At 57.1% G+C, this 22,955-nt stretch carries 19 protein-coding genes and 1 tRNA gene; 7 read left to right on the forward strand and 13 right to left on the reverse strand.

All coding sequences use genetic code 11. From position 1 onward, the window contains the following. Positions 1–29 precede the first annotated feature (29 nt). Both ACR0BK_RS08035 and ACR0BK_RS08040 read right to left on the reverse strand, forming a co-directional pair. Positions 30–791, reverse strand: a complete 762-nt coding sequence (locus ACR0BK_RS08035; RefSeq protein ID WP_209598717.1) for an ABC transporter permease — start codon at positions 789–791, stop codon at positions 30–32. Then, on the reverse strand, positions 788–1,717 hold the full coding sequence (locus tag ACR0BK_RS08040) for an ABC transporter ATP-binding protein (RefSeq protein WP_480554265.1): 930 nt from the start codon (positions 1,715–1,717) through the stop codon (positions 788–790). Before ACR0BK_RS08040 ends, ACR0BK_RS08035 begins: the two co-directional genes overlap by 4 nt. A gap of 170 nt (positions 1,718–1,887) precedes the next feature. Between ACR0BK_RS08040 and ACR0BK_RS08045 the strand changes: the two genes are divergently transcribed. Continuing rightward, positions 1,888–2,976 (forward strand): CaiB/BaiF CoA transferase family protein, encoded by a 1,089-nt coding sequence (locus ACR0BK_RS08045; RefSeq protein WP_480554266.1) that lies wholly within the window; start codon positions 1,888–1,890, stop codon positions 2,974–2,976. Positions 2,977–3,057: 81 nt separating this feature from the next. On the opposite strand, the gene hemE is transcribed toward ACR0BK_RS08045, so the two are convergent. Next, positions 3,058–4,092 (reverse strand): uroporphyrinogen decarboxylase, encoded by a 1,035-nt coding sequence (gene hemE / locus ACR0BK_RS08050; RefSeq protein WP_480554267.1) that lies wholly within the window; start codon positions 4,090–4,092, stop codon positions 3,058–3,060. A gap of 106 nt (positions 4,093–4,198) precedes the next feature. On the opposite strand from hemE, the gene hemC reads away from it, so the two are divergent. After that, a complete protein-coding gene (gene hemC, locus ACR0BK_RS08055) occupies positions 4,199–5,164 on the forward strand; it encodes a hydroxymethylbilane synthase (RefSeq protein ID WP_480554268.1) in 966 nt (321 codons plus the stop codon). Positions 5,165–5,387: 223 nt separating this feature from the next. Here hemC and ACR0BK_RS08060 read toward each other — a convergent pair whose 3' ends face one another. From ACR0BK_RS08060 to ACR0BK_RS08085, 6 genes are read right to left on the reverse strand one after another with little or no spacing between them, the layout of a single operon-like run. Continuing rightward, positions 5,388–6,659 carry an aspartate aminotransferase family protein gene (locus ACR0BK_RS08060; protein WP_480474913.1) on the reverse strand — a complete coding sequence of 424 codons (1,272 nt, stop codon included), beginning with the start codon at positions 6,657–6,659 and terminating at the stop codon, positions 5,388–5,390. A 1-nt stretch (position 6,660) separates the two neighbouring features. Continuing rightward, the gene (locus tag ACR0BK_RS08065; RefSeq protein ID WP_480554269.1) at positions 6,661–7,764 is read right to left on the reverse strand and encodes a mandelate racemase/muconate lactonizing enzyme family protein; all 1,104 of its coding nucleotides are present in this window, start codon (positions 7,762–7,764) and stop codon (positions 6,661–6,663) included. Continuing rightward, entirely contained in the window at positions 7,761–8,867 is a 1,107-nt protein-coding gene (locus ACR0BK_RS08070; protein WP_480554270.1) for a mandelate racemase/muconate lactonizing enzyme family protein, read from the reverse strand. Before ACR0BK_RS08070 ends, ACR0BK_RS08065 begins: the two co-directional genes overlap by 4 nt. Then, positions 8,864–9,442 (reverse strand): dimethylsulfonioproprionate lyase family protein, encoded by a 579-nt coding sequence (locus ACR0BK_RS08075; protein WP_480554271.1) that lies wholly within the window; start codon positions 9,440–9,442, stop codon positions 8,864–8,866. The genes ACR0BK_RS08070 and ACR0BK_RS08075 overlap by 4 nt, the downstream gene beginning before the upstream one ends. Continuing rightward, on the reverse strand, positions 9,439–10,521 hold the full coding sequence (locus ACR0BK_RS08080) for an alcohol dehydrogenase family protein (protein WP_480554272.1): 1,083 nt from the start codon (positions 10,519–10,521) through the stop codon (positions 9,439–9,441). Before ACR0BK_RS08080 ends, ACR0BK_RS08075 begins: the two co-directional genes overlap by 4 nt. Beyond that, the gene (locus ACR0BK_RS08085; RefSeq protein ID WP_480554273.1) at positions 10,521–12,974 is read right to left on the reverse strand and encodes an FAD-dependent oxidoreductase; all 2,454 of its coding nucleotides are present in this window, start codon (positions 12,972–12,974) and stop codon (positions 10,521–10,523) included. Before ACR0BK_RS08085 ends, ACR0BK_RS08080 begins: the two co-directional genes overlap by 1 nt. Before the next feature lie 68 nt (positions 12,975–13,042). On the opposite strand from ACR0BK_RS08085, the gene ACR0BK_RS08090 reads away from it, so the two are divergent. The 3 genes from ACR0BK_RS08090 (at position 13,043) to ACR0BK_RS08100 (ending at position 15,636) form a co-directional block, all read left to right on the forward strand. Beyond that, positions 13,043–13,930: a MurR/RpiR family transcriptional regulator gene (locus ACR0BK_RS08090; RefSeq protein WP_480554274.1), complete on the forward strand. Its 888-nt coding sequence runs from the start codon at positions 13,043–13,045 to the stop codon at positions 13,928–13,930. Continuing rightward, positions 13,927–15,015 (forward strand): aromatic ring-hydroxylating oxygenase subunit alpha, encoded by a 1,089-nt coding sequence (locus ACR0BK_RS08095; protein ID WP_480554275.1) that lies wholly within the window; start codon positions 13,927–13,929, stop codon positions 15,013–15,015. The genes ACR0BK_RS08090 and ACR0BK_RS08095 overlap by 4 nt, the downstream gene beginning before the upstream one ends. A gap of 237 nt (positions 15,016–15,252) precedes the next feature. Further along, positions 15,253–15,636, forward strand: coding sequence for a carboxymuconolactone decarboxylase family protein (locus tag ACR0BK_RS08100; RefSeq protein WP_480474905.1), 384 nt, complete (start codon positions 15,253–15,255; stop codon positions 15,634–15,636). A 6-nt stretch (positions 15,637–15,642) separates the two neighbouring features. Here the strand turns inward: ACR0BK_RS08100 and ACR0BK_RS08105 are convergent, their stop codons facing one another. Both ACR0BK_RS08105 and ACR0BK_RS08110 read right to left on the reverse strand, forming a co-directional pair. Continuing rightward, positions 15,643–17,262 carry a hypothetical protein gene (locus ACR0BK_RS08105; protein ID WP_480554276.1) on the reverse strand — a complete coding sequence of 540 codons (1,620 nt, stop codon included), beginning with the start codon at positions 17,260–17,262 and terminating at the stop codon, positions 15,643–15,645. Positions 17,263–17,294: 32 nt separating this feature from the next. After that, positions 17,295–17,606 carry a hypothetical protein gene (locus ACR0BK_RS08110; RefSeq protein WP_480474903.1) on the reverse strand — a complete coding sequence of 104 codons (312 nt, stop codon included), beginning with the start codon at positions 17,604–17,606 and terminating at the stop codon, positions 17,295–17,297. A 68-nt stretch (positions 17,607–17,674) separates the two neighbouring features. Between ACR0BK_RS08110 and ACR0BK_RS08115 the strand changes: the two genes are divergently transcribed. Beyond that, positions 17,675–18,616 carry a YcaO-like family protein gene (locus ACR0BK_RS08115; RefSeq protein WP_480554277.1) on the forward strand — a complete coding sequence of 314 codons (942 nt, stop codon included), beginning with the start codon at positions 17,675–17,677 and terminating at the stop codon, positions 18,614–18,616. Between the two features lie 8 nt (positions 18,617–18,624). On the opposite strand, the gene ACR0BK_RS08120 is transcribed toward ACR0BK_RS08115, so the two are convergent. Together ACR0BK_RS08120 and ACR0BK_RS08125 are read right to left on the reverse strand one after the other, a co-directional pair. Continuing rightward, positions 18,625–19,833 (reverse strand): hypothetical protein, encoded by a 1,209-nt coding sequence (locus ACR0BK_RS08120; RefSeq protein WP_480554278.1) that lies wholly within the window; start codon positions 19,831–19,833, stop codon positions 18,625–18,627. A 184-nt stretch (positions 19,834–20,017) separates the two neighbouring features. Further along, positions 20,018–22,000 (reverse strand): phosphatase PAP2 family protein, encoded by a 1,983-nt coding sequence (locus tag ACR0BK_RS08125; RefSeq protein WP_480554279.1) that lies wholly within the window; start codon positions 21,998–22,000, stop codon positions 20,018–20,020. 433 nt (positions 22,001–22,433) lie between these two features. Here ACR0BK_RS08125 and ACR0BK_RS08130 point away from each other — a divergent pair. After that, positions 22,434–22,523, forward strand: a tRNA-Ser gene (locus ACR0BK_RS08130). The last annotated feature ends 432 nt before the right edge of the window (positions 22,524–22,955 follow it).

Raw genomic sequence — 22,955 nt, forward strand, 5'->3', positions numbered from 1 at the left:
CGGGCAAAAATGCAACGCCCCGGCGCGGGTTAGCTGCGAATGCGCCAGCCGGTTTTGAAGATCCAGCCAATGACCGCCAGACACACCCCAGTAAAGGCTATGATGGCCAGCAAACTCAGGGCAATGGGCACATCCGCAAGCCCGAAAAACGACCAGCGAAACCCCGAAATCAGATAGACGACCGGATTGAACAACGTGATCGTCTGCCACAGAGGCGGCAGCATCGAGATTGAATAAAACGTACCGCCAAGGAAGATAAGTGGCGTGACCACAAGCTGCGGCACCAGTGACATCTGTTCAAAATTACTGGCCCATATGCCAATGATGAACCCCAGCAACGAGAAGCTGAGACATGACAGGATCAAGAACGCCGCCATGGCAAAGGGGTGTTCGATCCGTATGTCGACGAAGAAGGTCGACGTGGCCAGAATGACCAGTCCCACAAACAGCGCTTTGGTGGCCGCCGCACCGACATACCCAATCACGATTTCGATAAAATTCACGGGCGCCGACAACAGCTCGTAGATAGTGCCCAGAAACTTGGGAAAATAGATTCCGAAAGACGCGTTCGAGATCGACAGCATCACTACAGACAGCATGATCAAGCCCGGCACGATGAACGCGCCGTAGGATACGCCCTCGACCTCCTGAATTCGACTGCCGATGGCGGTGCCAAACACCACGAAATACAGCGAAGTGGAAAGAACCGGCGACAGGAAGCTTTGCGCCAGGGTGCGAAAGAAGCGGGCCATTTCGAACCGGTAGATTGCAGCAATTGCGGTCCAGTTCATGCCGCCTCTCCGGATACCAAATTGACAAATATCTCTTCCAGGCTCGATTGCCGTGTCTGCACATCGCGCAATACCAGCCCGGCCTGCGACACGTCATTCAACAGGGTCGTTATCCCCGTGCGATCCGCATGGGTATCGTAGGTATAGATCAGGCTATCCCCGGCGCCATTGAGGGTCAGATTGTGGTTGGCCAAATCATCGGGAATCTTGGCGATTGGCTCGGTCAGCATGACGACAATCTGCTTTTTGCCCATCTGCGCCATAAGCGTGTCTTTGTCCTGCACCAAAAGCAATTCACCCTTGTCAATGACGCCGACGCGATCCGCGATGGCTTCGGCCTCTTCGATATAGTGGGTGGTCAGAATGATGGTGACACCAACCCGTTTCAGCTCGGCCACGATTTCCCACATATCCTTGCGCAGCTCGACATCCACACCTGCCGTCGGTTCATCCAGAAACAAAACACGTGGTTCATGCGCCAGAGCCTTGGCGATCAGCACGCGGCGTTTCATGCCGCCCGACAGCTCCTTGATGGCGTTCTTGCGCTTGTCCCATAGCGAAAGCTTGCGCAGAATGTCCTCTATCCGGGCGTTGTCTTTGCCCAGCCCAAACAACCCGCGTGACAACCGAACCGTGTTCCAGACCTTTTCAAACGGTTCCAGCGCGATCTCTTGCGGGACAAGCCCGATCATCCTGCGCGCTGCGCGATAATCCGACTGAATGTCGTGCCCGCCGACTGAAACCGCACCGGATGTTGGCGTGGTTATTCCGCAGATCGTCGAGATCAGAGTGGTTTTCCCCGCCCCATTCGGCCCCAGAAGCGCAAGAATTTCGCCTTCTTCAATGTCCAGAGACACACCTTTCAGCGCCTCGAATCCATCGGCGTAAGATTTGCGCAGATCTCTGATGGATAAAATGGTCGTCATATCCGCTCCCCGTTCTGGCCCAGACCCTATCGCCCCGAACACAGGGATAACAGGCCCATTCCGTACCATGTGATGAACAACTGCCAAAAGGAAGACCGTCCTCGTCGGCAATCATCCGGCTTGCAATCCCGACACCAGCCAGCAAACTCTGCCGGGAACGGAGGGCCCTGATGCTGAACGGAATACGTGTTGTCGAACTCGAAGGTCTGGGCCCCGGCCCGTTTGGTGCCATGTTACTGGCAGATCTGGGCGCTGACGTGATAACAATCCACCGCAAAGGGGGCGCCGCAACACCGGGTATGCCGGAACGTTCCCTGCTGGACCGCGGCAAAAGATCCATCGCACTTGATCTGAAGGACGCCAATGATCTGGATATCGCGCTTCGCCTAATCGACACAGCCGATACGCTGATCGAAGGATTCCGTCCCGGTGTGATGGAAAAACTGGGGCTCGGCCCGGATGTCTGCCTGACCCGCAATCCAAAACTGGTCTACGGGCGCATGACGGGCTGGGGGCAGGATAGCCCGCTGGCCGACACGGCGGGGCATGACCTGAATTACATCGCCCTGTCCGGTGCGCTCTGGTATGCTTCGCATCCCGGCCATGCACCGCAGACCCCGCCAACGTTGGTAGGTGATATCGGCGGTGGGGCCATGTATCTTGTGGCGGGCATTCTGGCCGGGCTGATCAATGCACAGCGAACTGGCGCAGGTACTGTCGTTGATGCGGCAATCTATGACGGCTCAGCCCATATGATGAACCTGCTTATGACAATGCGCCAAACCGGCAACCTGTCTGAAACCCAGGGTCAAAGCCTGTTGGACGGTCCCCACTGGAGCAGCACCTACGCCTGCGCCTGCGGCGGCTTTATTTCCGTGCAATGCCTCGAACCAAAATTCTATAAGCAGTTTCTGAACTTACTGGGCCTCACAAACGATACCGAGTTTCAGCGGCAATACGACCGTGTTCTGTGGCCTTCGCTTTCACGCCGTCTAACCGACATCTTCGCCAGTCAACCGCGCGACCATTGGGAGGCCCTGTTTCGCGGAACAGATGCCTGCGTTGCTCCTGTCCTCAGCCCGGACGAAGCCCGCTCACACCCGATGAACCGCCATCGCAACAGCTGGCAGGATTTTGACGGCACGTTCCAGGCCGCCGCCGCCCCACGGTTTTCAGGCCATGACTGGACCCCGAAACCCAGCCCCAAGCGCGGCGAGCATACTAATGAGATCCTCGCAGAGCTCGACGGCCTGCGCTGATCCGTACTTCATCTGGCCCAAAATATCCCGGGGGGTGGATTGGCCTCAGGCCAAGAAGGGGGCTGGCCCCCTTTAACCTGCTTACTGCGCGCGTACCGTATCGATCATCAGCTGAACATTCTCAGGATCGGCATCCGGCGTGATCCCATGTCCCAGGTTGAAGATGTGCGGTCCCTTAGAGAACGCCTCGACAATCCGCCGCGTCTCATCCACCAGAGCCTGCCCACCGGTCACCATATGCGACGAGGCCAGGTTTCCCTGTACACAACCATCAATCTGTACATGTCTGGCGGCCCAATCGGGCGACACCGAATTGTCCAGCGCGACGCAATCCACACCCGTCGTCTTGGCAAACCCGACATACCCCTCCCCCGCCTCGCGCGGGAAACCGATCACCGGGATGCCGGGGTGACGCTCCTTGATGGCCTGTGTAATCACACGACACGGTTCCACCGCGTATTTGCGAAACGCGTCACCTTTCAGGGAACCCGCCCAGCTGTCGAAAATCTTGACCACCTCGGCCCCAGCGTCGATCTGAGCTGACAGATACTCAATTGTTGCCTCCGTGATGCGATCCAGAAGCGCCTCGAATAAAGCAGTATCGCTCTCTCGCAGAGCGTGAGCTGGTCCCTGATCGGGTGTTCCACGCCCGGCGATCATGTAGGTCGCGACCGTCCAGGGCGCGCCGGCAAACCCGATCAGCGCGGTCTCAGACGGCAATTCTCGCGACAGGAACCGAACCGTTTCATAAACGGGCGACAATGTCTCATGAATCGCGTCCACCGGCTTCAGCGCGTCAAACTCGGCTTGCCGCGTGATCGTCGACAAACGTGGGCCTTCGCCGGTCACAAACCACAGATCCGCACCCAACGCCTGCGGCACCAGCAGGATATCGGCAAACAGGATCGCAGCGTCAAACCCATAGCGCCGGATTGGCTGCAATGTGACTTCGGCGGCCAGTTCCGGGTTATAGCATAAAGACAGAAAATCCCCGGCCTGGGCACGGGTGGCCCGGTATTCCGGCAGATACCGACCCGCCTGGCGCATCATCCAGATTGGCGGCACATCCTGTACTTCACCCGCCAGCGCCCGCAGCAGCTTCTTTGTCTCGGCCATATTCGCCCCCAATCTTCCGGTTTTGGCAACGGGTCGTCCTTCGGCGGCAATTTGTCAAGCTCAGCCCCCATTGTCAGGGCAATGTGACGCGACTAAAGCTGTGCACATGACTTTGACCCTGCCCACTCCCGCATCGCCCCTCAGAATTGGCACCCGTGGTTCACCGCTGGCTCTGGCTCAGGCCTATGAAACCCGCCAACGCCTGAGCGATGCTTTCGATCTGCCCGAAGCGGCCTTTGAAATCGTCGTGATCAAAACAACCGGCGACAATCGCGCAATGATCGATGCGGATCGTCCCCTGAAGGAAATCGGCAACAAGGGCCTGTTCACCAAGGAAATCGAAGAGGCGATGTTGCGCGCTGAAATCGATATCGCCGTGCATTCAACGAAAGACATGCCTGTTGAACAGCCCGAAGGGCTGGTTCTGGACACATTCCTCCCGCGCGAAGATGTGCGTGACGCTTTCATCTCACCGCGCCTTAACTCAATCCACGATCTGCCCGAAGGGGCCGTTGTGGGCACCTCGTCTTTGCGGCGCCGGGCACAACTGCTGAATCGGCGGCCGGATCTGAAAGTGGTCGAGTTTCGCGGGAACGTGCAGACGCGGCTGAAAAAACTGGAAGCCGGGGTCGCGGATTGCACTTTTCTGGCCATGGCTGGCATTCGCCGTCTGGACATGGACGAGGTTCCAGCCAACGCCATTTCTCCGGATGACATGCTGCCCGCGATTGCACAGGGTACCATTGGCATCGAACGGCGCAGCAACGACATGCGCGCAGCTGAAATGCTTGAAGCGATTCATCACGCGGAAACAGGATGGCGGCTGGCCGCCGAACGCACCTTGCTGGCCGCGCTGGACGGGTCTTGCGAAACTCCGATCGCCGGTCTGGCAGAACTGGACGGAGACAACTTAAGGCTGCGCGGCGAAGTCCTGCGCCCCGATGGATCGGAAACCGTGAACAGAGATGTGACCGGTGCTGTCAAAGACGGGCCGGAAATGGCCCGCGCGATGGCGGCGGAACTGCTGGAACAGGCGGGTCCGGGTTTTTTCGATTGGAAAAAATCAAATTAAATTGAGGCAGTGTGAACTTGATCACTGTGGCTGCCAGGAATCTCAGGCATTAATGTGACATACCGATGAGGAAGTCGGGTCAGTCTCGAAAGTATCGAAAAGTTTTCAGATTGCCGGTGATTTAATCAGTATTCGAGGGGGCGAGGCTGACCCCCGACTTCCAAAGGTAGCGGGTCGCTGTTGAATTCAACGGCGACCCGTTTACGTTGTATACATCCAACCTTCAGGAAATGGCATCAACAGCGTGACGGACAGCGTGGCGGGTCTGTTCCAGATCCGCATCGGTGATCGCCAGCGACGGATAAAGCTTGCCCGGAGACTTGAAGATTCCATGGGCGCGCAGCACCGCATTGTAAGTGGCGTTACGCTGTTGATCATCATGGTTTGCACTGCGATAATCACGGCATTCAGCGTTGGTGAAATAGATGTCAAACAAAGTCTCGTCACCGCAAATCCGATGCGCGATGCCCGCTTCATTCAAGGCGTCCGACTGAATCTGCTGCAAGTGTTTTCCAATTGCGCGCAAACGCTCATACGCGCCGTCACGCCGCAGAATCTCCATCGTCTTCAGACCAGCTGCCGAGGCGACCGGATTCCCCGATAGGGTCCCCAACTGCATCAGCCAACCTTCTTCCCCGACCTTCGATTTATCGAAATGCTTCATGATCTCGACGCTGGCACCGAGCGCAGCCAGAGGGAAGCCACCGCCCGTGATCTTACCCAAAGTGCAGATATCCGGTGTGACCCCGTATCGTTCCTGCGCCCCGCCATAAGCCAGCCGGAATCCGGTGACAATCTCATCAAAGATCAACAGCACACCATGTTGATCACACAGGGCTCGAAGGCCCTGCAAATATCCTGGTATTGGCGGGATAATCCGTTGTAAAGGCTCGACCATAATCGCGGCAACGTCGTCATTTTCATCCAGCAAAGCAGCGACGGCTTCCAGATCGTTAAAGGGCGCGATCAGCATTTGCTCGGCCACGCTGTCGGGGATACCGGCGCTGTCGGGAACTGCCTGCGGGAAATTGACTCTGCGGCTTGGGGCAAGGCTCATCTGCGCCTCGGCGCTCATACCGTGATAACCGCCTTCAAACTTCAGGATCTTGCTGCGCCCGGTATAAGCCCGCGCCAGGCGAATCGCATACATGTCGGCTTCGCCGCCCGACGCGACAAAGCGCACCTGCTCGCAGCAGGGAACGGCGTCGATGATCGCTTCGGCCAGTTCGATGCCCTTGCTGTTGTTTGCAAAAAACGTCATCCCCTTGGGCAGCTGTTCCAATACGGCTTCCATCACCTCGGGGTGGCCATGGCCCAGCAGCATCGGACCCGACCCGATCAGATAATCGACATATTCGTTGCCGTCCTCGTCCCAGACTCGGCTGCCTTCACCACGGGCGATGATGATTTCGGGATCAAAGTTGCCAAACCCCCCGGCGGGCAGAACGTCATTCGCGCGTGCAATCCACTCGGATTGTGTTCGGATTTTCAGCATCTCAGTCGATCTCCATAATTGGGGTGCCGAGAATATCGAGGTCCGGCACAACACCTAAACCCGGACCTTCGGGCGGAGCAATCCGGCCGTTTTCACGAATTGGTGCATCAGGACACAGATGTGGGGCCACGTAAGAAGACAAGTCGCACGTGTTCATCAGAGAACCTTTCGGCGTCGACGCCGCAAAGTGAAGTGAAGCCGCAGTAATAATATCAGACCCCCATGTGCATTCCGCGCATATCTCGGCGCCCAGATGCACGGTCAGATCCCGAGCACGACGCATTGCCGACAATCCGCCGAATTTCGAAAGTTTCAGCGCCACTGCATCCATGCACCCCAGTTCATGCGCACGCATAAGCGAGGCAAGATCAAAGGCACTCTCGTCGATTTTCATCGGAAGACCGGTAGCCTGACGGACAGCGGCACAGTCTTCCAGCGTTTTGCCGGGCTGTTCCAACATCACGTCCAGATGTGCCACCGCACGCCCGGTTCGGGTCGCCTGCAAGCGCGATGCCCCACAATTCCAGTCACCATATACCAACGGCCCGGTTCCCACGGCTTCGCGCACTTTGATCAACCGTTCGGCATCCGCCTGCCAATCTCCCTCGACGCCCAGCTTGACCTGAAACTGGCGGATGCCGGTTTGAAAAGCGGATTTGGCAATGCGCGCCATCTCGTCCGGTGCAATGCAAGTAATTGAATGATAGAGTGGCATATTTGCCTGCGTTCGCCCACCCAACACCGCATAAACCGGCAACCCTGCCGCCTGACCGAACAGGTCCCAAAGCGCGATATCGACGATTGATTTCGCGTATTGATGCCCTTGCAATAGCCCGTCCAGCTTGCGCATTGGGGCGTCTATACCAAAAGGAGTGATCCCGAGGATTTCAGGCCCCATCTCAGCAATGGCTCCCGGCACCCCATCCGCATAGGCCGGCAGGTAATGCGGGATCGGGCAGACCTCACCCCATCCCCTGTGACCGGTATCCGTTTCAAGGCTCAGAATATGGGATTTCACAGTGGCACAAGTCTTGCCGTCAGCCATGTGGTACGTTTCGTGACTTGTCAGATCGACAGACCAGAGCGTTATCTTGTTGATTTTCAATCGTATACTCCCACTGGATCACCCAATGTGCTTTCATCCGGATGAACGCCAAGTCCAGGCTCTTCTGGCAGGTGCAAGTGGCCATCAACATTCCGAGGCCCACGTCCCCCGGCAATATCGACCGTGATCATGTCCTGACAGGCCCATACGGCAAGGCAGTTGTTATCTGGGATGGTCGCGGCCAGATGCAATGCTTCGGTATCGGCCAGAACCGTACCGCCAGTGGCCATTACGAACATGTCTATCCCATGGGCCAACGCGATATCCCGCATGCGCGCAGCCTTGGTCAGCCCGCCGACGCGGTTCAACTTGATCCCGAAAATCGGAGCCAGACCATCGCGGGCGATACGGGCCGCATCCTGTAAAGTCACAAGGCTTTCGTCCACTGAAACGGGCGACGAATGAAGCCCCGAGATTGCAGCAATGTCATCCAGCGTCTCACAAGGTTGTTCGAACATGACATTAAGGTCCGCGCAGGTGCTCATCACACGCAACGCTTGCTGACGCGTCCAGCCACGATTGACATCATAAAGAACGATCTCGCCGGGTCGCCGAATACTCTCGACATCGCGAACACGCGCGATGTCCCTTTCAACGTCACCACCGATCTTCACGGAATGGGCGATGTAGCCCCGCTGGCGGTACCGCTCTATGACCGCGCGCGTTTCATCGACGGATTTCGCCCCGACCGAGGACGCAATCGGGCGCGGTGTCCGCGATCCACCCCCCATCAGATCGGCAATCGGCACACCCGCCGCCTGACCCGCGATATCCCAGCAGGCCATATCAATTGGGCTTTTGGCATAAAGGTGCCCGGGCAAGGTAAGATCCATCGCCCGTTCCACCTCCAAAACCCGTCGCGGATCCAGGCCCAGAATGAACGGCGCCATCGTTTCAATTCCGGCGCGGATACCCGGTCCATGCGCGGGCACATAGGTATGGCCCCATGGGGTCCCTTCACCCCAGCCAACAAACCCCGCATCGGTTTCGATTTTCACGAGTGTCGCGTCAAGGGTTTCGAATTTCAGCCGCCCACCAGACAACCAATATGGATGCTCAAGCGGGAGATCGATGTGATATACAGTGATAGCTTTGATCTTCATGCGATATCCATCCGGGGCAAGTCACCCATGCCTTCACCGCGCCACAGGACATAGGTCAGGATCGGCTGATCTGTGGTGACCATGGCATGACTTTGCCAACTTGCGTGCAAGCGCGTTTGATTGGCACCAATATAAGTTTCGTCCCCATCGACCTTGAACAACGCACCTCCGCCAAGAACGAGGTAGAGTTCTTCGGCCTGATGGCTGTGCCAATCGTAATTCAGGCCAGCCCCCCAATACGCGATGTAGCCGCGCAGCAGGGTCGAGTGAAAATGTCCGGTTGGACCGAACAGCTCATAATAGCCGTATCGGTTCAGGAAATCCGCACCAACTTCGTCTTCAGTGTAGGTGTGTTTCCAATGTGCCAGATGCGCCGTCGCTTTGACCGCCGTGATCAGGTCACGGGTTGGCGCGTCTTCAAGAAGATCGAAGGCTGCCACCAGTCTCGTTGCAAGAATGGGTGCGGGATCCAACCCCGTCGGGGTCAGATCACCCGGCCAAGGCGCGAACGCAGCCAGATCCGGATGCGCATGGTGCATTTGCCGGGCAGCTTTAAGAACATCGTCAAGCGTCATGGCATCACCACGATGTTGCCGGTGTGCTCTTTCGCAATGAACGCGGCTTGCGCATCTCGGAGATCCTCCAACGGGTATGTCGCGGCAAGCGCTGGCTTGATCTCACCAGCCTCGATGTATGTTACGAGGTTCTTCATGACCTGAGGATCAATGACGGTCGAACCGGTGAAGGTCAGGTCGCGCAGGTAGAATGTGCGCAGATCAAGTTCGACGATCGGGCCTGCAATTGCGCCCGAACAGGTGTAACGGCCACCCCGTTCCAATATGTCGATCAAGTTCGGCCAGTATGGCCCGCCCACGACATCGGCAACCACACTGATCTTTTCCGAGCCCAGCACCTTGCGCAGGTTCGCAGGTGCGCGTGGCAGAATGACGTCGGGGCCAAGTCTGGCCACGTCCGCGTGTTTGGATTCGGATGCCATCGCGATCACCCGCGCACCGCGCCGTTTGGCCAGTTGCACAAGCGCGCCGCCCACACCGCCGGAAGCACCTGGAACCAAAACCGTATCCTCGCCGGTCACATTGGCACGGGTCAACATGCCTTCGGCGGTGGAGTAAGAGCAGGAAAAAGTTGCCAGTTCAGCATCCGTCAGGTCCGAGGTGATTGCCACAGCGTTCACCGCCAGAGTTGTCGCGTATTCGGCAAATCCGCCATCCCGTTCCGAGCCGAAATAGCCAGTCTTGTCCATATTGTCGGGTTCCACCGGGTCGCGCAGCCAGCCATCCGTGATAACACGCTCTCCAATACGCCCCCGGTCAACACCTTCGCCGACGGCAACGATATGCCCGCAGATATCGGCCCCTTGAATTCGCGGGAAGGTGATCGGATTACCGCCCCAGGTGGGATCATCTTCGCCAACCTCTTCAAACGCACCACCGGTCGTCGCGGCTGTGACCGTCTTGGAGTACCAACCTGATCGCGTGTTGACGTCCGTATTGTTCAGCCCACATGCCGCAACCTTGATCAGCACTTCACCCTCCGCAGGTTCAGGACGCGGCCAGTTATCGTGCCAAACTATCTGCTCTAAACCTCCATGGCCCATCGTGACCATGGCTTTCATTGTGGTGGGCAGGTTCATCAGGCGGTCTCCACTACTGCGTCTATGCGGGGCAGCAGGCTGTCTGGATCGTAGGCGGGCTTATCCAGTACTCGGGCCGGACGCGGCTTGCCGTGAATCACGACCTCCAATTCGTTTCCCGCTTTTGCTGCTTCGGGTTTGATGTATGCAAAGGCCAATATCTTACCGACCGTGTGACCGAACGCGACCGAAGCCGTCGAGCCTATGACACGCCCGTCCAGCATCACCGCCTCGCCTCCATGGCCGTCAATTTCGCCATCCGGCTCGATTTGCAGATAGGCACATATCCATGGCAAATCGGCGTTCAGCGTCTTGTCCCTGCCCAGGTAGTCCTTGCCCGTACGGGCAAAGCGCAGCGCGTCAGCTTCGGCCAGCGTGACCTCGTTGGTCAGCTCACCTGCCCCTTTGAAGCCCTTCTCCATCCGCATCACGTTCATGGCGAAACTGCCATAGTCTGCGATGCCATACGCCTCGCCCGCAGCCCATAGCGCATTGTAGACATCAAGGCAGGCGGCGTTGGGCATATGCAGCTCCCAACCCAGTTCACCCGCATAAGACATGCGAAACGCCCAGAGTTTATGACCGGCAATCGTGACCTCTTGCGCCGACAGCCAGCGGAACCCGGCATTGCTCAGATCGGTATCCGTACAGCGCGCCAGAACTTCGCGTGATCTGGGGCCGTTCAGCGACAAGGCAGACCAATCAGAAGACAGCGCGGTGATCTGCAAATCTTCACCCTTGCGCTGATGCGCCAAATGATCAAGCAAACGCTGTTCGAAGAACGCAGCACAGACCAGATAGAAGCGGTCTTCGGCCATGCGGACAATCGTAGTCTCCAACTCGATCCGGCCACGGCGGTTCAGCATATGGGTCAGTGTGATCGAGCCAACCTTTTGCGGCATCCTGTTAGCAGTCAACCGATCCAGCAGAGTATAAGCATCGGGCCCCGATACTTCGACTTTGGTGAAGGCAGTGACATCCATGATCCCGACACGTTCCCGCACGGCTTTGACCTCGGTCGCGACCATATCGTCGGCAGGAGTGCGGCGGAAGGAATAGTGATCGCGTTGTTCCACGCCATCGCGGGCGAACCAGCGGGGGCGTTCGAAGCCATAGACCTCTTCATGTACCGCGCCTTTTGATTTCAACAACTCATACAGTGGCGACGGCTTGATCGGACGCCCTGCAAGTCGATTGAAGTGTGGAAACGGGATTTCGTGACGTAAGCAATAATCTTCCTCGGCCTTGATCACCTGCCAGTCTTTGCTGGCATAGCTGCCAAAGCGGCGCGGATCGAAATCCCGCATCGAGATATCGGCAGCCCCATGCACCATCCAGCGGGCCAGTTCACGGGTCAGACCCGGCCCCCAGCCGATGCCGATCTGCGTCCCGCAACAGCACCAGTAATTTCGCACACCCGGCGCAGGACCGATCAAGGGGTTGCCGTCCGGCGGATGTGATATCGCCCCATGCACATCACGTTGAATGCCCAGTTCGGAAAAAATCGGCATCCGGTTCAGACTTTCCTCAAGCCATGGCATTACCCGGTCATAATCCGCGTCGAACAACCAGTTCTCGTACTCCCAAGGGCAATGATCATGCCAGACCGAGTTCGGATTCTCTTTCTCGTATATTCCGATCAGGCCGCGCTGCTGCTCCATCCGGATATAGCCCGAGACTTTGCGGTCATCGCGGATCACCGGCAGTTCCTTGTCCAAGTTCTGGAATTCGGGCACTGGCTCAGTCACGAAATAATGGTGCGTCATTGACGTCATGGGCAGTTGCAGCCCGGACCATTCGCCCATCTGGCGCGCGTAGGTGCCGCCCGCGTTCACCACATGCTCACAGATGATGGTGCCCTGTTCGGTCTCAACAATCCATTCGCCGTTTGCGCCCTGCGTGATGTTCGTCGCCCGGCAGCTGCGGAAGATGCGCACGCCCTTCTGGCGTGCCCCGGCTGCCATCGCCATGGTCACATTGGTCGGGTCCACATGCCCGTCATCCGGTGTATGCAGCGCGCCCAGAACACCTTCGAGGTTATAAAACGGATGCAGTTCAGCCACCTTCTCGGGACCGACAAGTTCGATATTGAAACCCAGCGACCGGCCCACCGACAGGGTATGGCGCAGCCAATCCATCTCATCCTCGGTATATGCGAGACGGAACGAGCCGCAGCCATGCCATGTGACAGGCTGACCTGTCTCGGCCTCAAGCAGGCCGGAATACAAACTGATGTTGTAATCGACGCATTTGCCCAGACCAAAGCTTGAGGTTGAATGCGTAATCTGCCCTGCCGCATGCCATGTACTGCCGCTGGTCAGCTCGGCCTTTTCCAGCAGAACAGTCTCTTCGCCCCAGCCTTCATGGGCCAGATGGTAGACCAGACCAACGCCCATGACGCCGCCTCCGACGATGACCACGCGTGCGTGTGACGGCAGTTCATTCCCGGACATGATTTTTCCTCTTCCCGAGTCGCTTTTCTGCTCGACAGGCTAATTCCACATTTGTACCATCGTCAATCATGAATGACACAAATGTATCATCCACTGTTCTGGACCGCCTGACCGAAGAGTGGGACGCCCTGACCCCTGAGGCGCAGAAAGCCGCGCGTTACGTTCTGGAAAACCCTGCGGATGTAGGGGTCTCAACCGTGCGCGAAATTGCCGAGGCGGCAAAGGTCAAACCCAACACATTCGTGCGCATGGCACGGCAAGTGGGGTTTGAAGGGTACGAAGATTTTCGCGAACCCTTTCGCGACGCGATCCGAAAAGGGCGCGTGTCGTTTCCAGACCGTGCCAGATGGCTTCAGGACATCGGCAAATCCGGTGAATTGGGCGGCCTGTATGCCGATATGATCGGCGCCGCGATCCGGAATATCGAGGAAACATTTGCAGGGATCGACGCGAACCGCCTGAAATCTGCTGCCGAAGTTATCTGGAATTGTCGCCAGATTTTCACACTCGGCGTGGGCGTCAACAATTCCAACGCGCGCAACTTTACCTATCTGGCTTCGACCGGGATGAAGCAGTTTCATGCAATCCCCCGCCCCGGTTCAACCCCGGTAGACGATCTGGCATGGGCGGATGAACAGGACGTGCTGATTGCGATCACCTGTCATCCCTACCGAACCGAAGTGATCGAGGCGGTCAAACTGGCACGTCAGCAGGGCCTGACTGTCATAGGTATCTCAGACAGCCCGGCCAGCCCTGTGATCCGGAACGCCCATCACGGGTTTGTCGTCGCAGCAGATACGCCGCAGTTTTTCCCATCATCCGTTTCGACCATCGCGCTGCTGGAAACGCTGCTGTCTTTCGTGATCGCGGTATCCAGCGACGAGATCGTCGAACGGGTCGAACGTTTCCATCGTCGCCGCCATCAGCTTGGCATCTATGCGGAGGAACCCGAATGAATGTACCCCTGACCCATTCACTGGACGCGCGCTACTATACGGATCCCGCCATTTTCGAGAAGGAGATACAGGGGCTTTTGGCCCGAACATGGCAGTTCGCAGGCCATGTCGCGCAGGTTCGGGAAACAGGGGATTACTTTGCTTTTGAGATCGCCGGGCAAAACCTGTTCTGCATTCGCGGACGCGATGGCGAAATTCGCACTTTCTATAACGTCTGCCAGCACCGCGCGCACGAAATGGTCTCGGGCGCAGGAAACACCCGCGTCGTCGTCTGCCCTTACCACGCGTGGACTTACGAGTTGTCCGGCCAGCTGCGCGCGGGTCCAAATATCAAATCCGTCCCCGGATTTGACCGCAGTGCAATCTGCCTGACGGCGGTCCGGACCGAAATCTTCAATGGGTTCATCTTCGTCAATCTCGACGAAAACGCAGCCCCGATGGATGACTGGTATCCCGGAGTGCGGCAGGAAATCCGTACATTTGTCCCACATATCGACGAGCTTGAGCCGCTGGAATGGGTCGAGATCCCTGAACACTGCAACTGGAAGGTCAGCGTCGAGAATTATTCGGAATGCTATCACTGCCCGACCAACCACCCGACTTTTGCTGAAGGTGTCGTCAAGCCCGAAACCTACGACATCCAACCCGATGCAGGCGGCGGTTTCGTGCTGCGCCACACGACCGAATGTCAAAGTCTCGACAAGATGACTTACCCTATCGACCTGTCGGTGCCTCATGCGGGCGATTACCAGTCTTGGTTCCTGTGGCCTATGTTTTCGTTCCAGTGCTACCCGGGCAATGTGCTGAACACATATCACTGGCACGCAAGTGACACGGATCACTGCACCGTCTGGCGCGGTTGGTACACTGAAGGTGGTTCGGAAAGCGCGGTGATCCGGCAACTGGCCGTTCAGGACAGGGAAACAACGGTCGAAGAAGACATCCGGCTTGTGGAATCCGTCCATCGCGGCCTCAGATCTCGCGGTTACCGCCCCGGCCCGCTGGTGCTGGATCCGGGTTGCGGTGTGATGTCCGAACACTCAATCGCCAAGTTGCAACAATGGATGCGCGAGGCCGTGGAATGAAACCCGCCCTTGGCAGACATAACCTGTTTGCCCTGCCCTTGAGCGGATAGATCAACCACGCTGATGCTCAAGGAATGGCACCCTTGCGAAATCGACCGGCCCTGGCCTAAAGCCACGCAGGTATAACGACATAGTGGACCAGCCACACCGGTTAAAACAGATGCACCAGTTGATAATTTCGCACTACGATCCTGCATACAAACACCGCCTGACACGCTGACAAACCGGAGACCCACAATGGCCGACTTATTTGACGAAGACCTGTTCCTGAAAGGGTTGGAACAACGGAAGAATACACTGGGCGCAGAGTATGTAGAAAAGAACCTTGCAGCGGCTGACGATTTCACCCGCCCGTTTCAGGAAGCCATGACCGCCTGGTGCTGGGGTTTTGGCTGGGGGGATGACGTGATCGACGCAAAAACGCGGTCGATGATGAACCTATCCATGATCGGCGCTTTGGGAAAGATGCATGAATGGGAAATCCACTGCCGCGGCGCCATCACCAACGGGGTCACCAAAGAAGAAATACGCGCCATCATCCACGTGGTCGGGATTTATTGCGGCGTTCCGCAAGCATTGGAGTGTTTCCGCGTCGCCCGTAAAGTGCTGGAAGACAAATAAACGCCATCAAAGACCAGCTTCGGCCAACAGTCGCGCGCCTTCGTCATAGTATTTTCTGTTTTTGAAACAGCCGGGCCAGGCCCAGCGCTCGGCCGTAAATCCGGGCTGCAATTCCAGGATGCGACGGGCGTGCCGACGTGCCAGTGACTGGTTGCCTGCCGCAGCGGACAACATGCATAACACGACCCGCGCCCGCACGCTGCCGGGGTCCACTCGCAAGACATTATGCGCGTGCTGCCATGCTGCCTTGTCTTCCGAGAGGGCAAGGGTCATTGACAAGTTCGCCTCGATCCAGATCGGCGGGTGCGGAGTTAACGCAAGAGCTTGCCGATACGTGGCTATTCCGTCCTCAAGCCGGTCGTCATACATCAACAAGACACCATAATAGCCCAGCAATTCGGGGCTGCTGTGGAACCGCTCAAGAACCTTGCGCATCAGCTGGCAAGCCTTGGCAGTATGGCCAGCAACATTTTGGGTAAACGCTTCGAGCGCGGCACAATAGGGATCCGCCGGGTGTTTTTCACGCATGATGGCGCAGTCGGCCTCGACCAGAGCCAGCGTTTGTTCCGGCGAATCTTCCATGCCCAACCGGATCAGATCCAGGCGGCAGAATCCGACAGCGATCCGCGCAGGCAGATAGTCCGGATCGCGCCGCAAACAGACCTCATACTGGCGGATGGCACGAAACAGGCCGTCCTTGGTCGTAAGGCTTTCCTGAATGCGGCCATTCTGAAATGCCGTCCAAACTTCGGTGGATGTAGCGTGTGCTGACCAGATATCGGACCAGTGACCATCCCGCAGCCGCAACTGAAGCGCTTCGACAACTTTCATTGCGATTTCTTCAACGGCGTCAAACGTATCCTTTTCCCGAAACCGGAAACGTTCGGTCCACAGGCACACCTGATCCACAGTTGACGTCAATTGTGCTGCCACGCGCAGCCCTTCGGCCCCTACCACGCTGCCGCTTAGCATATAACCGTCGACAGGCCCTTCCTGTCTTCGCGCATCGCGCAATTCAACGACATCCGACAACGTGCCCAAAAGGAAAAGCAATTCGTCCCGGATCGAGGCCGCCGCCACGTTGATGTTGTTATCGTCACCAATTACTTCAAACGGCTCGACAACAATTGCTGGTCTCTGGCGCCCCCAATGGGATGGAAAGCGCGCGCCAACCGGAACGGGCGCGTTTTCATCAAAACCAACATCCCAATAAGCTTGCCGTTCAACGGCCAACCAGTCTTCAAATTCCGGGTCTGCAACATCCAACCCTTCCAGAAGCTCGGCGCGATCCGGTTGAAGCGGTTCATCAAACAAATCAATTTCAAGCGCTTTCAGGTCGATGGAGACATTCTCGCGCCCGATGTCCAGAAACCCCAGACCGAACCCGGCCAGATGCTTGGTCAAGACACTAAGTTCCTTGCGCAACGATGCCGCACCCTGTGCGGGTGAGCTTTTGCTCCAAAGCTTGTCTTGCAGCCAGGCCCTGCTGCGAACAGCATTTTTAGACAACAACACCAAGGCGAGAAGCGCTTTCGCCTTGGTGCCGCGTGGTGTTGCATCCTGGCCGTCGTCGCAAATCACCTGAAACGGACCGGTCAGGAATATCTTGGTTTTTGCCTTACTCAAATAAACTCCTCAGACAAGTTCAGACACTGCGGTCAGGAACCACAGCCATAAACGACAATGCCACCCATCGCTTCATAGGCCAGCTTGCAGCACCATGACTGGTGATCGGGATTTGGGTCTGGCTCTTTTTCGCTCAGATCGGGGATGACAATGTGAACCCTGTCCTTGGAATCATAGACGAACTCCACCGCAGGATTACCGACATCCGAAAGGATGTCATGTATCTTCTGCTCAGCCGCATCGCGATCTTCTGGCGACCCCAGCGCGTTGCTCCGGGCGGCGTTCAAAACTTCACACCCAAGATCCTTAAGTGTGTATTTCGGATTAATAGTCAAACGAGCCATACTAAAAGTCCTTTCTTAACAACCACAACCATTTGTATAACTCGTTACATACCTATCCGGAAACAAAAATGACCGACGCGCTGATTGAACTGGCCGAAAACGCAGGGCTTATTTCCGGACCTTCTTTTGCTGAATTTCCCAAAGGTGCTCCGATCCACACCGCCTTTCGCATGATCAATTTGCGAAACGGAACAGTGCCACCCGCTGGCGCAATGAAACATCGCGTGTCCTTCGGCACTGCGCGTAACCGGGACGAAGCCGCGCGGCTTTCGGGTTTCGAGGCGATCGAACGTTATGCGCTGCAATACAGCGCGGATTCGCCTGAAACCCGCGAGAGCCTGATTTCATCGGACGGTGCCACGCATTTTCTGCCACGTGATGCCCTTGCTCTGGGTGCGCCGGGCAGCGACGGGCAGATCACGTCGAAGGGGGCCGCAGCGGGACCAACGCATGAGGCCGCTGCGCTATGGGCCGCGCTTGAATGTCTGGAACACGCGCTTGGACCACGTGGGTTCGACCAAGTGTTGCCCGAAACAGCGCTGCCGCGCGATCTGACCCGCTGGCTGAACACCTACCTGCGCAATCTGAGCGTTCACCTTCGCGTGGTTCCGGCGGTCGGCTTGCTACTGCGTGCGGTCTGCGCCGATGCGGATGGCGGGCGGCCAACCTATGGAACGGCTTTTTCCGCCGATCTGGCGACAGGTGTCTGGCACGCGGCATGCGAGGCGGTTGTGTCCTGGCGCAATATGGTGACGCTTGACCACACCGGCGTGACAGATGACGCGATGAATGAGGAACAGGCACGCTTGTTCCGACTGTATCGCGGCGCGCAAACCAATCGCCCGCCAACTCCGGCATCCTCTTTCGATGTGGATGCCTGGAAAAGCCCCGACCCGACGCTAATGGCTGTATTGACAGCGGCGGCCAACGCTGCCGGGCGTCCGATTGCCATATTCGATATGACGGCGCCGGAAATACCTTTGCCCGTGGTCAAAGCCGTGCCGGTTTGAAACCTTTGTCAGTGACTGAATTGGCGAGTTAGCGCTACGTTGCCAAAGACCTCGGTTTCGGTCCGGTCCGCAAATTCAGAAATCTGTTTGCATCGTTTGGTTTCTGGAAGTCCACAAACGATGGCGCCTGGATCAACAGGCGGGACTTCAACAAATTCGACCCTTGTGATCGCGCGTGGTTTGGCCGCTACTGTTATCAAGGGGCCAACTTCGATCAGGCTGGCAAGCGCGTAACCCGACACAGGCCGTGCGGTTGGCCCTGTTCCCATGGTGATATCGTCCAGAAACCGGGGATCATCGTCGCCCGGCCCGAACTCAAGGCGCATGGGCATTCCAGCTTCACCGCGCGGATAACGCACCCAATCTGTCGGCACATTCACCGCATCCACGAAGAGTTCGGAAATGTGAAACGCCCGAAAATAAAGCCCCAGAGGATTCACGAATGCCATCGCACGACCTGTCGGTGTCGCCGCTCCCATGGAGAAGGCCAGATCAAGGGCTTCACCCGCCAAACCAGATCCCGCATGGCGACAATACAGATCCTGTCGGTTGGCAAAATGTAACACCTCACAAAGCCGCGCGGGCCTTCTGCTTTCGCCATGGCCGACAACATAGGGGAATGAGGAAAGATGCATTGTGGCGATCAGGTCGCTCAGGCTGTTTGTCTCTGTGGTCATGAACAAAGCATGTTCGATATTCAACGGATGCTCTGGTGGATGGGCAAAATCTGTTCCCACCAGTCTTTTGTGAAAACGAGCGATGCGTTGAGGCACATCCATCTCGCACCAATCTGCTCGCGAAACCTCGAACAGCTCTTCGCAGGAATATGAACATCTGGATACGGTTTCGACGACCGAAAGGAAGTGATTCAGATCGAACACTGCCATGGTTCTCCACCACTCCATCAGTTCGGTCGTGGCGACAAAGCGCTTCGGCCGCATTTTGCCGTCGGAATCGGGACGTAAAATCAGCACATATTCTAAAAATTCATTGTGCAGTTCAGCCCGGCTTGCCCATCCCTGATCCGAAAGACTGGCGGCCAACTCCTCGCCCAGACAATCCCGGGGTTCGCGCGGGTTGGCAGACCATTTGAACCCCGTCGATATCTGACCGTCGAAGATGTCGTCTGGGTCCATGACCAAGAACGGGCTCACTCCATTGCCATCGAACATCCCTTCAATTCTCGAGTTCCAATCCGACAGGGCAGCTTCACTCACCCCCCTATCGGCGCAACCTGGCGATTGAAAAACAGCCATCACCGAACACCGATCCGTATCTGAAATGCAGGGCTGATCTGCCATCAATAATTGCCACGGCAGTTCCAGCCTGGTTCGAGAGATCATCATCGTTGACGGGCACGGAAGCATCATGAAAAAACTCCCTCCGAAAAAATCTGAAACCTCATCCGCCCCAACCTGCCTGCTCTGGCAGATGGCGGGTCCACCACAACTCAGGCGAACTATTGGCAACGTGGATTTCACTGCCAGAAGACCGATTACCCAAGATGCTGAGATGATCGCCGTCAAAAGTCTCAAGCGACACTTTCGATGACGCCGGTGATTTTGCCATATGCTCTGCCAGTATTCCGACCGCGATACGCTCACCCATCCGGATACTGTCGAAATAATCGCTGTAGAAATGAACGCCCGCCAAGTTGCGCCCAAGTGCAATATTCGCAGCGAGCTTGTTTAACTCGCCATTTAGCGTCAGGCAGTCTGCACTGTCTTCCGGTCGGGTCGTGTCGATCAGGGTCTTACCCCCCGCAGCTGGCACAAGGACCCGAGGAAGACCGGCCGAAGCCAAAGACACCCGTGATCCATCCAAAGCGTGCGTTCTGAAGAAAGCTTTGAGCACAGTGACGCATGCCCCGGCAACGGCACCATGAGCCGCCCCATAAGACGGGTGCATTGGCGAGCCTTCGGGATAAGCAACCGGCAGCAGCAAGTTACGGTTATTTCGCGGCAGGCCCTTATGGGAAATGGCGTTATGCGCAAACCTCTTCACCGAAGGCGAGGCGGCGATTGCATCCATAAGACTGAAACCTTCGCTTGCCGCAGCTTCGAGTTTTCTCAGATGAGCCGCGGCAAAAGGCTCGGCCGCGCCGAGAGTTGCGCCGTGACCGTTTGCCATCAAACTCGTCACACTGCCCAGCTTTTCAGGCCGGGCACGATTGTGCACCTGAAACGTCTGACGTTTCGCGGCCCTCAGGGCCCGTGCCCCGGCTTCCGTCAGCAGGGACAAAACATGCGCGCCGCCCCAGGTAGAGCCAGGATCACGCACACCGGCATATCCATCCTCAGGCAGACCTTCGTCTGTCGGAGTGCCCTGTCCAAGCATCAGCAGGCAGGCATTGAAAAAAGTCTGATAAATTCTGTCAAAATGCACGTAAGAGGCAAGGTCGCGCGGTGTTTCAATGAATTTCGTTCCGTCGCTCTCAAAGGCTTGTTCGGCCGTCGTGTCCGCCCCGTTCTGAACGTCCAGCCACTCAGCCCAATCCCGCAGATAGTCCACGCCCGCCGCCTGCGGCAAGATCTTCTGGTCGATCCTCAAAGCGCCGAAGGGAACAGGCCCGGCGGCCATTGCCAGCGTCAGCTTATGCTTCTGCCGGCGCGCTTGATCTGCTGTCAGTGGATCGTGGCCTTGTACCAGGAACTGCGACAGATACGGCCCCTGCGCACAGCCCTGCGAGCAACCACGAAACAGGGTTGGAGGGGTCAGGCCGCCACCATCCCGAACCCGCCGCGCCGCCGAAACCTTTCCAATCTCAGCGCCATCGGCGTCCCGAGGGCTGCCATCGCGCCGGAACCATTCCAACTGACCAAGGGCACCAGCCACGTTGGCCGCATCACCGACACCATCCCTGATGGATTCGAACGGTACATCCCGCAGAATGGCCATCGCGTAGATCTCGGCCATCTCCGCCGCCAGCTCATCCGAGCCAAGCCGGGGCGCGGGGGCAATACCCAAACCCCCGGCGTCACATCCGTTGAGACCAAGCCGGTGGCCCAGGATTGGCCCTTCCCACGCACGCCACCTAAATTCACCACCCTCTGATGGCGCGGTGCGGAAGGGCCCGGAATAGGCTGGCATGTCGAACAACGCCAACCGATTGCCAAAATTGTCGGTGCAGGTCGGATCAGCCACTTCTTCCAGAAACTCGGTATAGACCTGCGCGTCGACAATTCCGTTTACGTCATGACGCAACCCCTTCGAGAAATTCGTGGGCCATGTTCCTTCAAAAAGGTCCGATTCACCGTTGTGATCCTTGAAAACCTCCTGAGAGGAACGCGCCAACACACTCAAACGGCGTCGACCCCGGCCTACCTTTTGATGGGCTTCATAAGGGTTCTGCCATGGTTCAGACGGAACGGTATGTTGCGACATGATGTTCTCCTCATCGACACCAGAACGAATCGCATCACGGCGTTACCGGATCGTGACTTCCAAAAAGGGAATGTGTTTTCTACTTTTTTTCAATAAGTTGCCAGCTTCACGCCGGCGTACAGAACGCTATCACGCAAAAAACCGTGACCCGGTCTCACGTTGCAAAGCCAACCGAGCACTTGAACGCCGCTGTAGACTTGCCACGTCTCAGAATCTCGCAAACCAGGCCTGATGCCACAGGCAAGGCCCGCGATTCTAAAGACATTGCGAACTGCATCAGTCCGGAAGAAAGTGAACCAGTTCGTACCAATGGCGGATGCAAGCCGGTGCGATTCCGTTCTATTTCAAAGAGTTCGGATGGATCTGTAAAAAAATCTAAACACTGCGGAATTGACCTTGTATATCCGTTGCTTGCACGGATATACCCGTCGGCGGAGACGTGGCCGAGTGGTCGAAGGCGCTCCCCTGCTAAGGGAGTAGGCCCGGAAGGGTCTCGAGGGTTCGAATCCCTTCGTCTCCGCCATCAAATCAAACTAATAAGTTTGCAAAAAACAATAACCTGCCAGACACCGGACAGTCCGCGCCCGGTCTGACGAGAGTCGACATCTCTTAGAAATTGTTGCACTTCGCCGCAGCTGTAATACAGGCAGCATTGCCAAATTAATGGAAAAAGCCCGAGCCACGCGTTCAGGCAGATAGTTCGGCGGCATCAACTTTCCGCAGTTTGCATACGTCGGTTCTCGCATTGCGGCGAACCTAGGCCAGAATGTCGAGCGCATCTCAGTTGCCCTCGAACGCGCGTCACAACCAAAGCTTCATGCCGTTGGTCGGGACGATTACTTCACCCATGTGGTGTTATTGAGGGATATCCGCCCGGTCAGTTCGATCGGGATCGGGCGCCCAAAGCCCCTGAGTATCTAGTTGAGCGCCCTAATCCCGGCTGAATTAGCCCCCC

It is taken from the genome of Ruegeria sp. AF1, from assembly GCF_056542125.1.